Here is a 14,129-nt window from a genome sequence, read left to right on the forward strand (position 1 = left end):
CATCGGTGTGACACGATGGCCGAGACGGGCCGATCGAGGGGTGAGCGGCGATGACGCGACACATGCTCCGGACCATGCTCGCGGTGTCGGTCGTGTGCGCCGCGGCGGCCACGAGCGCCTGCGCCGGGTCCTCCGGCCCGCCGCCGGTGACCGCCACTCCGGCCCTGCGCGCGGTCACCCTCGACGGAGCCGTGTACGGTCACCCGATCCCGGTGGGCGACACCGTGATCGCGGCCACCGAGAACGATTCGGTCTACGCGGTCGCCGGCGACACCGTCCGCTGGCGCACCCATCTGGCCGAACCGCTGCCGCGCGCCCAACTGCCGTGCGGCGACATCGATCCGGTCGGCATCACCGGCAGCCCCGGCTACGACGCGGCCGCCCACCGCGTGTACGTCGTCGCCGAATCCGCGGGCGCGCACAAGACCCTCTACGGTCTGGACGCCGAGTCCGGTGCGGTGGTGCTGCACGTGCCGATCGATCCGCCCTTCGGTGACCCGTCGGCCTACCTGCAACGGCCCGCCCTGCTCGTCCGCGACGGCCGCGTCTACGCCGCGTTCGGCGGCAACTACGGCGACTGCGGCAACTACACGGGAGCCGTTGCGGCCGTGGACATCTCCACCGGCGACGTCACGTGGTACCGGGCCTCCACGAGCGGGCGCGGCGGTATCTGGGCGCCGGGACCGCCCGCGGAAACCGCTGGACTGCTGTATTTTTCGGTCGGCAACGGCGACGCCGAGCCCGGATCCGCCTACGACGACACCGATTCCGTGCTCGCCCTCACCCCCGAACTGCGCCGCGCCGACTTCTTCGCCCCCGCCACCTGGGCGCAGGACGATGCCGCCGACAAGGATCTCGGCACCATGAATCCGGCGCTGGTCGCGGGGCGGCTGGTCATCGCGGGCAAATCCGGCGACGGCTACGTCCTCGATCCCGCCCGCCTGGGTGGAATATCGTCCGCCGCACCGGCTTTCACCGGCTGCCGGGCCTTCGGCGCGGCGGCTGTCGACGGCGAGATCGCCTATTTACCGTGCGCGAACGGCACCGCGGCGGTCGCGGTCACCGCCACCGGCGCGGCCACCGTGCGCTGGCGCACCACCGCCCCGGCCGACGGACCGCCGCTGGTGGCGGCGGGCCGCGTCTGGGCGACCGACTGGCACGCGGGCACGCTCTACGCGCTCGACCCAGCGACCGGAAATGTCCTGGCCCAGTACGCGACCGGGGCCCTGCCGCATTTCGCCGCGCCGGTGGCGGCGGGCGGAGTCCTGGTGCTCGGCACCATGACCGGGCTGCGCGCGTTCCCGCTGCCCTAGCGGCTATCCCGGGCAGGGCGCGAGCGGGAAGCACGCGGGCGCGGCGGAGGTGCTCGGAATCGTCGGATCGGTGGTGTGCGACGTGGTGGTGGCCTCGACCACGGAGGTGTGGGTCTGCTCGTGTTTGTCCGTGGTGCGCGTGGTGGTCGCCGTGCACGCGATGGCGATCACCAGCACGATCACCGCCAACAGCAGCGCGCCCATGATCGGCAGATCCTTGCGCCGCCGCCGCTGCTCGACAGCGCCCGTCGCCCGCTGCCCGCGCCACAGCGGAAACCCGCCCTGCGGCGGACCGTAACCGCCGCCCTGCTGAGGCGCGTAACCGCCGGGCTGTCCGGCGTAGCCGCCCTGGGGACCGGCATAGCTGCCCTGCTGACCCGCCGGCTGCCCAGCCCCCGCCGGCTGTCGAGCCGTCCCGGGCTGTGGCGCGAACCCGGGTTGCTGAGCGGTAGCGCCCTGCTGCGGATAGCCGCCCTGCGGCGAGGCGAAACCGCTTGGCGGCGGCCCTGATTGGCCCGCACCCGGCGGCGACGCCGGTTGCGGCTGCCCCGAGCCGGATGCCGGCGGTGGCTGCCGGGACGGGATGGGCGTGGGCGGCGGCGGATTGCCGCGGCCCTGCGTGCCCGCGCCCGGCGGATGCGTCATACCGGTCACCGCCGCATAGGCGGCGGCCGAGGTCGCCGCCGGAACCGCCTTCTTGGCGACACCACCCGCACCCTTACCAGAACCCCCACGCTCGGGGGTCGCGACGGGACGGCCCTCACCTTCCGGACCGCCGGACCGCGGCTCCCCACCGCGTTGCGGAACCGCCCCGCCCGGCTCGCCCGGTTGCTGTGTGGGCACCGACGGCACCAGTACCTCGGTGGCGCGGCTGGCGAACGGCAGCGGCGCGTCGCGCGCCGAGTCCGGCACCGGGAACCCCTCGCTCACCAGATCGGAATAGCTTGCGGCGGCGGCGAATCCGAGCGCGCCCAGCGCCTGTCCGACCTGCGCGGCATCCCACGACGGGGGCGCGCCCTCGGCCAGTTTGGTGAAATAGGCGCGCAGCGACGAGGGTCCGTCGCCGATGAGCACGTCGATCCCGGTCGGCAGCTCGCCTTTCTCCAGTTTCACGCGGCTGCCCAGCTGCGGCACCAGCAGCACCAGTCCGCTGACCGGCACCTGCTCGCGTCCGGGCGCGGCCCGCAACTGCCCGGCCAGCTCGACGGTCTGGCGCCGCACCCGCTCGAGCGGGTCGGCGTCCCCGTCGATGGGCGCGGGTTTGCCGTCTACTGTCCACGGCTGTCCCTGCGCGCAGGTGAGGGTGCCGGTGACCCGTTCGGTGAAGCCGTGCACGCCCACCACCACGCAGGTCTGCGGCGTCCACACCACCACGTCGGCGTCCTGGCACTGCACGACCGCGATTCCGGGCACCGCGTGCGGGCCGCTCCAGGATTTGAGCCAGTTCACCACGGTGCGTTCGGTGCTCGACAGCCGCGACGGGTCGTCGTTACGGACCTTCACCAACATCCCAGACCACCTCTGACCGATGCCTCTACCTGCCGGCCGCCCGAACCCGTCGCCGCGACCACCTTACGGGGTCGCGACGTCCTCGCGTGGCCGAAAATGTTCGGTCAGAACGAATCGTCTTGCGCGGCAGCATGATCATTCTGCACGGTGGGGGCGACAGCTGGGCTGCGAGGGGCTTTTCCGAAACTCCTTCTCGTGACGGCCCCGCGCGGCCCCCTGGGCCACCGGCCGGAGATCAGCTGCCGGAACGGGTTCAGCGGCTGATGAATCCGACATACCCGTCAGGCCGGATGAGTACGCGGGTGTTCTCGCTCGCCTGGTAGGCGCGCCGCGCATGGCCGGCGGAATCGGCGAATTCGCCCATACCGGGTCCGGTTGCCGCGGTGCCGATGCGAACCACCTTGGTAGCGGCGGCGTTCGACGCGACCGGGTCGCGGTCGTCGGGGCCGAACAGCAGCAGGGTGGCGCGCGGGCCGGCGCAGAGCTCGAACAAGCGCACGGTTTTGCCGTTCGCGTCCTCGAGGGGCGCGTCGGGGGCGCGATCGCCGACCTGGACGCCGTCGCCCGGTTCGGTCCGGTAGCTGATGTCGAGCTGGTGGGTGCCCTCGCGGTCCATGGCGTCCGGATCGCCCTTGACCGTCCGGTCCAGCAGTTCGCTGCTGAGTCCCAGCACCCGGGCGGCGGTGGTGCGGCGTTCGGTCTCGTAGGTGTCCAGCAGCGCCTCGCTGTCCGCGCCCGGATCGCGCAGCGCGACTTCCAGTTTCCAGCCCAGGTTGTAGGCGTCCTGTACCCCGGTGTTGAGGCCCTGCCCGCCGGTCGGCGGATGCACGTGCGCGGCGTCCCCGGCCAGGAACACCCGGCCCACCCGATACCGCTGCGCCAGGCGCACATTCGGCCGCCACACCGTCGACCAGGTCAGCTCCGAGAGCACGATGTCGTCGCGGCGGGAGCGGCGGGTGACGTAGTCCTGCAAGACCGCCAGGTCGGTGCCGGAGTCGGCGTCCAGACCGGTCATGAACTGGAATGTGCGCCCGCCCGGCAACGGCATCAGCGCGATGCCGTCCATCGGCGCGGACGACTCGGCGAACCAGTAGCCGACCGCGTGATCCAGTGCGTCGGCGCGGACATCGCCGAGCAGCATGCGGATCGACTCGTCGGTGCTGCCCTCGAAGGCGATGCCCAGCGCCTTGCGCACGGTGCTGCGCCCGCCGTCGGCGCCGACCAGATACTCCACGCGCACGCGCTCGCGCACACCCGCGTGCTCGAGGATCGCGGTGACCCCGTCGGCGTCGCCGTCGAATCCGACCAGCGCCGTGCCCAATTCGACCCGCACCCCGAATTCCGCGAGCCGCTCGCGCAATACCCGCTCGGTGTCGGCCTGGGCGAGCACCCACGGATTCGGGTGCGGCACAGCGGCGGTCGGCTCGCGCCACTGGCTCATGCGCCGTTCCGTCACGAACTGGCCGTCCACGTGGATCAGCAGCGGCGCCTGCGGCATGCCCTGCGCCAGGACCGCGTCGAGCACGCCGAGGTCCTCGAACACCTCGAGGGTGCGCGGCTGGATGCCGTCGCCGCGTGATCCGGTGAAGAACTCCGTGGCCTGCTCGACGATGCGCACCCCGAGGCCGCGCCGGGCCAGATCGATGGCGAGGGTGAGCCCGGTCGGCCCGGCTCCCGCGACGAGGACCTGCGTTTTCATGGCAACTCCCGTTGCTGAATGTAAATTCACTGAATGTTAATTCAGTATTGAGGGTGGTAGGTTCCGCTGTCAACAGGAGGTGGATCGTGGCAGGTCGCCCGGAGGCGAAAGCGCTGCGCCGCAGCGAGAGATCGGCCGAGACCGAACAGGCACTCAAGGACGCCGCGCATCGGTTGTTCGCCGAGCGCGGCTACCTCAACACCAAGATCGCCGACATCACCGCGGCCGCCGGGCGCGCGGCCGGCTCGTTCTACAACCACTTCGCGAGCAAGGAAGAACTGCTACAGGCCCTGCTGAAAGACCTTGCGCGCGAAAGCGACAGCTCCGCCGAGGATCCCGCCCACACCGCCGATTTCACCGATCCCGCCTCGGTGCGCTACCACGTCGCGGCTTACTGGGCCTTCGGCCGCCGCAACTGGCCGGTCCTTCGGGCGGTGAGTCAAGCCGCCCTGGTCAACGACGAATTCGCCCGTATCGCAGCACGATCCGCCACCGAGCAGCGCGAGGAGGTGGCCGACCACCTCGACGGCTTCGGCCCCGCCGGGCTGCGCCTACCCGGCCCCCCGGACGCTACCCTGGCCATGATGTTCCTGTCGGCGAACGGGCTGCTGCAGGCGGTGCAGGAGGGCGGCCTCGCCCTGACCGACGAGCAGGCCGTCGACGCCCTCACCCGCTTCGTCTACCGCGGCCTCACCGGCCGCGACTACGACTGACCGCCGGCCTCACCGCCTCAGGGCACCAGCACGATCGAGCCGGTGGTCTGGCGGCTCTCCAGATCGCGGTGCGCGCGTTCGGCTTCGGCCAGCGGGTAGCTGCCGCCGATGCGGACGCGCAGGATGCCGTCGGCGATGGCGTGCATGATATCGCCTGCGCGCCACAGCAATTCGGCGCGATCGCGGGTGTAGTGCGCCAGTGTCGGGCGGGTCACGAACAGGGAGCCCAGCGGGTTGAGCCGCTGCAGATCGAACGGCGGCACCGGCCCGCTGGCCGCGCCGAACAGCGCGACCGTGCCGCGAATGCGGGTGGCCGCCAGGCTCGCTTCGAAGGTGGACGCGCCCACGCCGTCGTAGCTGGCCGCCACGCCCACTCCACCGGTCAGCTCACGCACCCGCGCGGCCACATCCTCCTCGTAGCGCAGCACTTCCGCGGCGCCGGCCTCGCGCGAGAGCTTCTCCTTGTCGTCGGTCGACACCGTCGTGATGACCCGCACCCCGCGCGCCGAGAGCAGCTGCGTGAGGATCAAGCCCACCCCGCCCGCGCCCGCGTGCACCAGCACCGCGTCGTCGGGCTGCGGCTTGTAGATCGACTCGATCAGATAGTGCGCGGTCATGCCCTGCAGCAACGCCGACGCCGCGACCTCGGGTTTCACGCCCTCGGGCACCGGGATCGCGACCTCCGCGGGCACCAGCACCTGCTCGGCGTAACTGCCGGGCGCCGCCGCCCACGCCACCTCGTCGCCGACCTGGAAGTCGGTGACATCCGGCCCGACCGCGGTGACCACCCCGCTGCCCTCCGAACCCGGAACGTAGGGCAGCGACGTCGGATAGCGTCCGGTGCGAATGTAGGTGTCGATGAAGTTGATTCCGATGGCCTGCGTGCGGACCAGGAGCTGACCGGGCCCGACCTCCGGGTCGGGCGCCTCCACGCAACGCAGGACTTCGGGACCACCGTGCTCGGAAACCTGAATGGCGCGCATGGTTCCAGTCTTACACCGCCCCCGTGCGAACCCGGCCCGGCGGCGCACCGACTGTGAGTTGTGCCGTGGGTCATGGACGCTCGATTACCCGTGGGTAAACTGCGTCCCATGAGCGCTACTGCCGCCCCGGCATCCGAGAAAGTCTCGCCGTCCGTCGTGGATTCCGTGAAGGGATTCGTGGCCGAGCACGGCGGTTCCGCCACCGCGGTGCTGCAGCCCCTCGGCCGCGTCGGGGTCCGGGTGACCCTCGTCGGCGCCGACGGCGTCCTCGGTGACCGGGTGGTGGGGTCGCCGGCCGCCGCGAAGGCCCTCGTCGAGACCGTCGACGGCCTCACCGAGACCGAGGAATGGGACCGCGAGCTCGTTTCGAAGGTCACCCCGGCGCGGGGCCACTGGGCCAAGATGGCAGGCTGGGTGGCCAAGCAGAAGCGATTCCCCAAGGCGCGCAACGAGAAGTGACCGCGCCCGCAGCCGGCGGGGGCGGAAAGGACCGGATCGACGTGTCAGGGCGCGTGACCAAACAGGCCCAGCTGCGTTCGGCGCTGACCACCCTGTGCGCGAACCTGCGTCCCGGGGAGATGCTGCCCAGCGAACGCCAGCTCTGCGACGACTACCGCGTCAGCCGCATGACCGTGCGCGAGGTGCTGGGCCAGCTCGAATCCGAGGGCGTCATCACCCGCATCCCGGGCAAGGGGACCTTCGTGGCCGAGCGGGTCGCCCGCTCGCGCCTGCACATGGCGTCGTTCTCCGACGATATGCGCCGGCTGGGCCGTACTCCGGGCACGGTGGTGCTGCACACCGATTTCGCGGTGCCGCCGCCGGCCACGGTGACCGCGCTGGGTTTGGGCGCGAATGTGCAAGCGTTCCATCTGGTTCGGCTGCGGCTGGCCGACGGACTGCCGATGTCCATCGACGACGGCTGGTATCGCGCGGATCTGCTGCCGGATCTATTGGATCAGGAGTTGACGCAGTCGCTGTACGCGCTGTTCGCCCGCGCCTACGACTGCCCCATCGACCGCGCCGAGCAGAGCGTGCGCGCGGTGGCCGCCGACGAGCGCCACGCCGGTTGGCTGGGTACCGAAACCGGTTCGCCGCTGCTGGCTTTCGACCGCATCTCCTACTCCCGCGATCGCGCGGTGGAGCACGCGCAGTCCTGGTATCGCGCCGACCGGTACCAGGTGTACATGACCGTGTCCGCCGAAGACAGTTAGCGCGCAACAGCTTCGGGCGCGCAGGTCCCGGAAACGATTGAGCCGCCGCCCCATCGGGCGACGGCTCGAGTCGTTTCGGGTGCTTACGTCGTGAACAGCACCGATCCGGCGGTGACCGGTCCGCTCACGGTGTCGCGGGCCGAGCCCGGGGCGCTGTCCATGACCACCACCGGCACGGCCGCGCTCAGGCCGAGACGGCGAACAGCGTTGGGGGAGAAGGTGATCAGCGGATCGCCCGCGGCCACCTTGTCGCCCTCGGCGGCCCGCACCTCGAAGATGTCGGCCTTGCCGACGGTGTCGATGCCGACGTGCAGCAGGACGCCGGTGCCGTCGTCGGTGACGATGACCGCGGCGTGCGGATGCAGCTTCACGATGGATCCGCCGACCGGGGCGACGACCGTGACGGCGTCGTCGGTGTCGAGGGGTTCGATGGCCACGCCCGCCCCGACCATCTCCGCGGCGAAGACCGGATCGGGGACCTCGGACAGGGGCATGGCGCGGCCGTCCAGCGGCGCGAGAATCTCGATGTTCATGGCGTTCAGAGCATGTCGTTGATGTCTTCGGCCAGGGCGTCGGCCGTGGGCCCGACCACAACCTGCACCGCGGAACCGGCCTTGACGACACCGTGTGCACCGGCGGCCTTGAGGGCCTTCTCGTTCACCTTGCCGGCATCCTTGATTTCGCAGCGCAGGCGGGTGATACAGCCCTCCACCTCGACGATGTTGTCGAGGCCGCCGAGCCCCTCGACGATTTGATTCGCTTTCGACATGATTTCCTCCGAGCGTGTCGAGTAGACAAAACTGGTTATAACCAGTATATGTCTGGTTATAACCAGTCACGGTAACTGATGCTGAACAGTTCGCGTGACTCCATTCACAGACTGAGGACCACACCCATGGCCGATGCCGTCGAGAGCTCTCGCAAGAAGCTCGATCTATCGGGACTGCAGAAGCTCGGCCGCAGCTTGATGCTGCCGATCGCCACGCTACCTGCTGCTGGACTGTTGCTGCGACTAGGGCAGGACGACATGCTCGGCCGGTTCTCGCCGCTGAAATCCGTCGCCGCCGTACTCGCCGGCGCGGGCGGCACGCTCATCGACAACCTCCCGCTGCTGTTCGCGGTGGGCATTGCCATCGGCTGGGCCAAGAAAGCCGACGGTTCGACCGCGTTGGCGGCCGTCGTCGGCTACCTCGCCTTCTCCGGCGTCCTCAAGGCGATGTCGCCCGTGGTGCTCGACGGGAGCTGCGGTCCGGCGCTGGGCTGGATCTTCCGTGCGGCGCACTGGAATTGCCCCGTCGTCGACACCACCAAGGCCGCCGCGAATCAGCTGGTGAACTTCGGCGTGCTCGGCGGCATCGTCATGGGCCTGACCGCCGCGACGCTGTGGCAGCGTTATCACCGCACCCAGCTGCCCGAGTACCTCGGGTTCTTCTCGGGCCGTCGCCTGGTGCCGATTCTGACCGCGTGCGCGGCCGTGGTCATCGGCGTGCTGATGTCGTTCATCTACCCGGCCTTCAACTCCGCGCTGACCTCGCTGGGCAATTTCGTCGCCGACAACTCGGTCGTTGGCGGCGGCATCTTCGGGTTCGCCAACCGCATGCTGTTGCCCCTGGGCCTGCACCACATCATCAACTCGGTGGTCTGGTTCGTGCTGGGCGACTACACCACCGGCGGCCAGACCTACCACGGCGACATCGCCATGTTCCTGCACGGTGACCCGCACGCCGGCACCTTCATGACCGGCTTCTTCCCGATCATGATGTTCGGTCTGCCCGCCGCGGCACTGGCCATCTGGCGGCACGCCAAGCCGGAGAACCGCAAGATGATCGGCGGTATCATGCTCTCGACCGGCCTGACCGCGTTCCTGACCGGTATCACCGAGCCGCTGGAGTTCTCGTTCATCTTCGTGGCGTGGCCGCTGCTGCTGATCCACGCGATCTTCACGGGCTCCTCGCTGGCGCTCACCAACGCGCTCGGTATCCACGACGGATTCACCTTCTCCGCCGGCGCCATCGACTACCTGCTCAACTTCGGCAAGGCCACGCATCCGCTGCTGCTGATCCCGGTCGGTCTCGGCTATGCCGCCCTGTACTACGTCACCTTCAGCTTCATCATCAAGCGCTGGAACCTCAAGACGCCCGGTCGTGAGGACGATGAGGCGGAAACCGAAAAGGAGAATGTCGCAGCATGATCACCCGCACCGCCGTCGTCGCGTCCAAGACCGGTCTGCACGCCCGCCCCGCGGCCCTGTTCGCCAAGGCCGCCGGGGAATCCGGTGTCCCCGTGCGGATTTCGGTGGAGGGCAAGGATCCGATCGCCGCCAACAGCCTGCTGCAGGTGATGACCCTGGGCGCCAAGCAGGGCGACACCGTCACCCTGCACGCCGAGGACGGCGCCGAGGCCGCCCTCGACAAGCTGGTCGCGATGCTGGAGACCGATCTTGACGCGTGAGGTGCGTGGCGTCGCCGCCGCTCCCGGCATCGCGGTCGGGCCGGTGAAGTGGCTGGCGCCCGCGCCGGTCACCAGCCGCGACGACGCGCCCGGGAGCGACGTCGACGCCGAGATCGCCCGCGCGGAGGCCGCTTTCGAGACGGTCGCCGCGCGGTACTCGGCGCAGGCGCTCGAGGCGAAAGGCCCCGCCGCCGACATTCTGTTCATGACCTCGGCGCTGGCCGCCGATCCGGCGCTGCTGGATCAGGTGCGCGGTGAGATCCGGGGCGGGACGCCGACCGCGCACGCGGTCACCGAGGCCGTGGCGCACTTCGGTGCGCAGCTGGCGGCATTGGGCGGCATGATGGCCGAGCGTGCCTCGGATCTGAAGGATGTGGGCCAGCGTGTGGTGGCCGAGCTGCTCGGGGTCGATCCGCCCGGAATCCCGGACAGTGCAACACCTTTCGTGCTCGCCGCGCAGGATCTCGCACCCGCCGACACGGCGACGCTGGATCCGGCGACGGTGCTCGGATTGCTGACTGTCGCGGGCGGGCCCACCTCGCACACCGCCATTCTGGCCAAGGCCCTGGGCATTCCGGCCGTGGTGGCCGCTCCGGAGGCGGTGTCCCTTGCCGAGGACACGGAGGTGGTGCTCGACGGCACCGCGGGTGTGGTCGAACTCGAGCCGTCCGCGGCGCGTCGCGAGGAAGTGCTCGCCCAGCGTGCCCGGCAGGCGGACGCGCCGACCGGTCCCGGCCGCACCGCCGACGGTCATGCCGTGCCGCTGCTGGCGAATGTGGGCTCGGCCGCCGATGCCGCGCTCGCGGTCGAGCTCGGGGCCGAGGGCGTCGGCCTGTTCCGGACCGAATTCCTGTTCCTGGACCGCAAATCGGCCCCCACCGTGGCCGAGCAGACGGACCAGTACGCCGAGATCTTCCGGATCCTGGGCGACCGTCCCGTGACGGTCCGCACCCTGGACGCCGGATCGGATAAGCCGCTGCCGTTCCTGAACCTGCCGGCGGAGGAGAATCCGGCGCTGGGAGTGCGGGGGCTGCGGTTGAGCAGCGTCGATGAGGGGGCGCTGCTCGACCAGCTGTCGGCGATCGCCGCGGCGGCCACGCGGACCGGGACACCGGTCAAGGTGATGGCACCGATGGTCGCCACCGCCGAGGAGGCCGGCTACTTCGCGGCCAAGGCGGGCGCGGCCGGGCTGCAGTCGCGCGGTGTGATGATCGAGATCCCCGCTGCGGCACTCCGTTCCGAGCAGTTGGGCGCACGGGTGGACTTCTTCTCCATCGGCACCAACGATCTGTCGCAATATCTGTTCGGCGCGGACCGCATGTCCTCGGCGCTGGCGGCGCTGCACAACCCGTGGCAGCCCGCCCTCGCGGCCACCATCGCCATGGCCGTGTCCGGCGCGGGCAGGCACGGGGTGAAGGTGGGAGTGTGCGGCGAGTCCGCGTCCCATCCCGAATTCGCCTGTGTGCTGGTCGGACTCGGTGTCGAAACGTTGTCCATGGCGCCCCGGTCGCTGGCCGGCGTTCGCGCCCAGCTGGCCGAGGTCACCCTCGAGCAGTGCAAAGCAGCTGCGGCCGCGGTGCTTTCGGCCGCCACGGCGGACGACGCCCTGCGGGCCGCGCGATCGGCATTGGGGCGAGATAAGTGACGGTCACCCTGCGCGGCCGGGTCGTCACCCTCACCGAGGCGGGCGAACTCGCCGACGGGGTGGTCTGCTTCGACGGGCCGCGGCTCGACTACGTCGGTCCGGCAACGGGATTCGCCGGTGAACTGCCGGAGATCACCGGCCGGCCGCCGATCATCCTGCCGGGTCTGGTGGACGTGCACTGCCACGGCGGCGGCGGCCACGGCTTCCCCGAAACCGACCCCGACGGTGTCGCGATCGCCGCGAACTACCATCGTTCGCAAGGCACCACCACCCTGGTCGCCTCCCTGGTCTCGGCCACCGAGAACGAGTTGCGCGAGCGAATCGATGTGCTGGGCAAGGCCATCGACACCGGCTTGCTGGCGGGCATCCACCTCGAGGGGCCCTTCATCAGCGAACACCGGTGCGGCGCGCACGACCCCGGCCGCATCCTTCCCGGTGACCCGGCGCTGCTGGAGCGGCTGGTCGACTATGCGGGCGGACGCATCGTGTCGGTGACCGTCGCCCCGGAAACCGCGAATTTCGACGCCCTCGCGCAGGTGCTCGCCGACGCGAATGTGATTCTCTCCCTGGGACACACCGTCGCCGACTACGAGCGGTCCGTGCACGCCATGCGGTGCGGCCGGCGCGTGTCGATCACCCACCTGTTCAACGCCATGCCCGAACTTGCCCACCGCGACGCCAATTTCCTCACCGCCGCCATGGCCGCCGCCGGGCGCGGCGATGTGGTGGCCGAGGTCATCGGCGACGGCGTGCACCTGTCCGACGGCACCGTGCGCATGGTCTTCGACACCATCGGCCCCGAGAACCTGGCGTTGATCACCGACGCCATGGCCGCCGCCGGCCAGCCCGACGGGCGCTATCAGCTCGGTAGCCTCGATGTCGTGGTCTCCGACGGGGTGTCGCGCATCTACGACCCGCACGGCGCGGGCCCGATCGCCGGCGGCACCGCCACCGCCGCACAGGTGCTGCGCCGCACCGTCGTCGACGCCGGCGTCGACCTCACCGCCGCGGCCACCGCCGCCTGCGCGACCCCGGCCCGCCTGCTGGGCATGGCCGACGAGATCGGCGCGCTGCATCCCGGCATGCGCGCCGATGTGCTGGTCACCGACCACACTCTCACCCCGATCGACGTTTACAAGGACGGAGCCTCATGGAACTCGTGATCACCGATACCGCGGCCGAGGCGGGTGTGCTGGCCGGACGCATCATGGCCGACCATGTGCGCCGGGGTGCGCGCGCGATCGGGCTGGCCACGGGGTCCTCGCCGCTGGGCGCGTACGGCGAGCTCATCCGGCAGCATCGCGAAGAGGGGCTGAGTTTCGCCGCGGTGCAGGCGTTTCTGCTCGACGAGTACATCGGGTTGCCGGTGGGGCATCCGCAGTCCTACCGGCAGTTCATCCGGGACGAGTTCACCGCGCACGTGGACTTCCAGGACTCCCGGGTGCACAGTCCCGACGGCAATGCCGCCGATATCCCCGCCGCCGCAGCCGATTACGAGCGCAAGATCACCGAGAACGGGCCGATCTCGGTGCAGATCCTGGGTATCGGGGCCAATGGGCATCTGGGATTCAACGAGCCGGGATCCTCGCTGCGCTCGCGGACCCGGGTCAAGACCTTGACGCCCAAGACGCGCGAGGACAATGCGCGCTTCTTCGAAGACGACCTCTCGCAGGTGCCCACCCATGTGCTGACCCAGGGCCTCGGCACCATCAGCGACGCCGACCATCTGCTGATGATCGCCACCGGCGCGGGCAAGGCCGAAGCGGTCGCCGCCGCGGTGGAGGGTCCGGTGTCCGCGTTCTGCCCGGCCTCGATCCTGCAGATGCACCCGCACGTCACGGTCATCGTCGACCCGGAGGCGGCGGCGAATCTCAAAGCCGTGGACTACTACCGGTTCGCGGTGGAGAACAAGCCTTCCTGGCAGAGCTTCTGAGCCTCGGTCCCGGGTGACCGGACCGCGTTGGGCTTCAAGGGGTCAGCGCGCCGCCGAGCACCGTGGTCACCATCGCGTGCACGGCCCCGGTCTCGGGCCGCGCGGCGGTCCGGTCCGCGAACAGCAGGTGTGCCGAGCCGATGAGGGTGGCCGACAGGATGCCGGTGTCGGCGCTCGGCGCCACGCGACCGGTCGCGACTTCCGCGGCCAGGTACTGTGCGATCGACGTGGTCGCCTCGCCCAGGATCGGAATACCCACCGGGCGGCGTTGTCGTAGCCGGGCGCGCAGTTCGTCGCGGAAGGTCACCAGGCTCACGATGGCCACCGCCACGGTCTCGAACACCTCGGTGAGCGCTTCGGTGAGATTGCCTGCCACGCTGGCGGATCCGGCGCGTTCCCGCAACGCCGTGCCCAGCTGTTCGACCCGCGCGATGCGGTCCTCGATCAGCTCGGCGAGAAACCCGTCGAAGTCGGCGAAATGCCGGTGCAGCACCCCCTTCGCGCAGCCCGCCTCGGCGGTGACCGAGCGGCTGGTGAGCCCACTGGGCCCGTCCCGCAACAGGATTCGCTCGGCGGCGTCGAACAGCTGCGCGCGTGCATCGCGAATGGCGACCCCGGTGGGCACCCGAACTCCTTCGGATCGGCGGACCCATTCCCTTGTGGAGTGGGCGA

General features: G+C 70.4%; 15 protein-coding genes. 9 read left to right on the forward strand and 6 right to left on the reverse strand.

The window, feature by feature from the left end; translation table 11 throughout:
* Positions 1-50 precede the first annotated feature (50 nt).
* Positions 51-1,313 carry an outer membrane protein assembly factor BamB family protein gene (locus D7D52_RS12300; RefSeq protein ID WP_120736431.1) on the forward strand — a complete coding sequence of 421 codons (1,263 nt, stop codon included), beginning with the start codon at positions 51-53 and terminating at the stop codon, positions 1,311-1,313.
* Positions 1,314-1,316: 3 nt separating this feature from the next.
* On the opposite strand, the gene D7D52_RS12305 is transcribed toward D7D52_RS12300, so the two are convergent.
* Together D7D52_RS12305 and D7D52_RS12310 are read right to left on the reverse strand one after the other, a co-directional pair.
* Entirely contained in the window at positions 1,317-2,822 is a 1,506-nt protein-coding gene (locus D7D52_RS12305; RefSeq protein ID WP_120736432.1) for an NERD domain-containing protein, read from the reverse strand.
* A 253-nt stretch (positions 2,823-3,075) separates the two neighbouring features.
* Entirely contained in the window at positions 3,076-4,521 is a 1,446-nt protein-coding gene (locus D7D52_RS12310; protein ID WP_120736433.1) for an FAD-dependent monooxygenase, read from the reverse strand.
* Between the two features lie 86 nt (positions 4,522-4,607).
* On the opposite strand from D7D52_RS12310, the gene D7D52_RS12315 reads away from it, so the two are divergent.
* Complete coding sequence (locus tag D7D52_RS12315; RefSeq protein WP_246023831.1) at positions 4,608-5,234, forward strand: TetR/AcrR family transcriptional regulator; 627 nt, start codon at positions 4,608-4,610, stop codon at positions 5,232-5,234.
* 17 nt (positions 5,235-5,251) lie between these two features.
* On the opposite strand, the gene D7D52_RS12320 is transcribed toward D7D52_RS12315, so the two are convergent.
* Positions 5,252-6,217 carry a quinone oxidoreductase family protein gene (locus D7D52_RS12320; protein WP_120736434.1) on the reverse strand — a complete coding sequence of 322 codons (966 nt, stop codon included), beginning with the start codon at positions 6,215-6,217 and terminating at the stop codon, positions 5,252-5,254.
* A gap of 108 nt (positions 6,218-6,325) precedes the next feature.
* Here D7D52_RS12320 and D7D52_RS12325 point away from each other — a divergent pair, with 108 nt between their 5' ends.
* Both D7D52_RS12325 and D7D52_RS12330 read left to right on the forward strand, forming a co-directional pair.
* Positions 6,326-6,676, forward strand: a complete 351-nt coding sequence (locus tag D7D52_RS12325) for a hypothetical protein (protein WP_120736435.1) — start codon at positions 6,326-6,328, stop codon at positions 6,674-6,676.
* A 41-nt stretch (positions 6,677-6,717) separates the two neighbouring features.
* Complete coding sequence (locus D7D52_RS12330) at positions 6,718-7,428, forward strand: GntR family transcriptional regulator (protein WP_246023833.1); 711 nt, start codon at positions 6,718-6,720, stop codon at positions 7,426-7,428.
* An 83-nt stretch (positions 7,429-7,511) separates the two neighbouring features.
* Here D7D52_RS12330 and D7D52_RS12335 read toward each other — a convergent pair whose 3' ends face one another.
* Entirely contained in the window at positions 7,512-7,961 is a 450-nt protein-coding gene (locus D7D52_RS12335; protein ID WP_120736437.1) for a PTS sugar transporter subunit IIA, read from the reverse strand.
* Positions 7,962-7,966: 5 nt separating this feature from the next.
* Entirely contained in the window at positions 7,967-8,197 is a 231-nt protein-coding gene (locus D7D52_RS12340; RefSeq protein ID WP_120736438.1) for a PTS sugar transporter subunit IIB, read from the reverse strand.
* A 126-nt stretch (positions 8,198-8,323) separates the two neighbouring features.
* Here D7D52_RS12340 and D7D52_RS12345 point away from each other — a divergent pair, with 126 nt between their 5' ends.
* The 5 genes from D7D52_RS12345 to nagB are packed head-to-tail and all read left to right on the forward strand — an operon-like array spanning position 8,324 to position 13,457.
* Complete coding sequence (locus D7D52_RS12345; protein ID WP_120736439.1) at positions 8,324-9,619, forward strand: PTS transporter subunit EIIC; 1,296 nt, start codon at positions 8,324-8,326, stop codon at positions 9,617-9,619.
* On the forward strand, positions 9,616-9,879 hold the full coding sequence (locus D7D52_RS12350) for an HPr family phosphocarrier protein (RefSeq protein ID WP_120736440.1): 264 nt from the start codon (positions 9,616-9,618) through the stop codon (positions 9,877-9,879). The genes D7D52_RS12345 and D7D52_RS12350 overlap by 4 nt, the downstream gene beginning before the upstream one ends.
* On the forward strand, positions 9,869-11,524 hold the full coding sequence (gene ptsP, locus D7D52_RS12355) for a phosphoenolpyruvate--protein phosphotransferase (RefSeq protein ID WP_120736441.1): 1,656 nt from the start codon (positions 9,869-9,871) through the stop codon (positions 11,522-11,524). Before D7D52_RS12350 ends, ptsP begins: the two co-directional genes overlap by 11 nt.
* Positions 11,521-12,687 carry an N-acetylglucosamine-6-phosphate deacetylase gene (locus tag D7D52_RS12360; protein WP_120736442.1) on the forward strand — a complete coding sequence of 389 codons (1,167 nt, stop codon included), beginning with the start codon at positions 11,521-11,523 and terminating at the stop codon, positions 12,685-12,687. Before ptsP ends, D7D52_RS12360 begins: the two co-directional genes overlap by 4 nt.
* Positions 12,675-13,457, forward strand: a complete 783-nt coding sequence (gene nagB, locus D7D52_RS12365; RefSeq protein WP_120736443.1) for a glucosamine-6-phosphate deaminase — start codon at positions 12,675-12,677, stop codon at positions 13,455-13,457. The genes D7D52_RS12360 and nagB overlap by 13 nt, the downstream gene beginning before the upstream one ends.
* 34 nt (positions 13,458-13,491) lie before the next feature.
* Here the strand turns inward: nagB and D7D52_RS12370 are convergent, their stop codons facing one another.
* The gene (locus D7D52_RS12370) at positions 13,492-14,082 is read right to left on the reverse strand and encodes a TetR family transcriptional regulator (protein WP_120736444.1); all 591 of its coding nucleotides are present in this window, start codon (positions 14,080-14,082) and stop codon (positions 13,492-13,494) included.
* Between the last annotated feature and the right edge of the window lie 47 nt (positions 14,083-14,129).

Origin of the sequence: Nocardia yunnanensis, assembly GCF_003626895.1 — a bacterium.
GTDB lineage: Bacteria > Actinomycetota > Actinomycetes > Mycobacteriales > Mycobacteriaceae > Nocardia > Nocardia yunnanensis.

Bases quoted from the DNA above. Each gene is read 5' to 3' on its own strand.
- D7D52_RS12300 (WP_120736431.1), top strand. From the start codon at position 51: ATGACGCGACACATGCTCCGGACCATGCTCGCGGTGTCGGTCGTGTGC.
- D7D52_RS12305 (WP_120736432.1), bottom strand. From the start codon at position 2,822: ATGTTGGTGAAGGTCCGTAACGACGACCCGTCGCGGCTGTCGAGCACC.
- D7D52_RS12310 (WP_120736433.1), bottom strand. From the start codon at position 4,521: ATGAAAACGCAGGTCCTCGTCGCGGGAGCCGGGCCGACCGGGCTCACC.
- D7D52_RS12320 (WP_120736434.1), bottom strand. From the start codon at position 6,217: ATGCGCGCCATTCAGGTTTCCGAGCACGGTGGTCCCGAAGTCCTGCGT.
- D7D52_RS12325 (WP_120736435.1), top strand. From the start codon at position 6,326: ATGAGCGCTACTGCCGCCCCGGCATCCGAGAAAGTCTCGCCGTCCGTC.
- D7D52_RS12335 (WP_120736437.1), bottom strand. From the start codon at position 7,961: ATGAACATCGAGATTCTCGCGCCGCTGGACGGCCGCGCCATGCCCCTG.
- D7D52_RS12340 (WP_120736438.1), bottom strand. From the start codon at position 8,197: ATGTCGAAAGCGAATCAAATCGTCGAGGGGCTCGGCGGCCTCGACAAC.
- D7D52_RS12345 (WP_120736439.1), top strand. From the start codon at position 8,324: ATGGCCGATGCCGTCGAGAGCTCTCGCAAGAAGCTCGATCTATCGGGA.
- D7D52_RS12350 (WP_120736440.1), top strand. From the start codon at position 9,616: ATGATCACCCGCACCGCCGTCGTCGCGTCCAAGACCGGTCTGCACGCC.
- nagB (WP_120736443.1), top strand. From the start codon at position 12,675: ATGGAACTCGTGATCACCGATACCGCGGCCGAGGCGGGTGTGCTGGCC.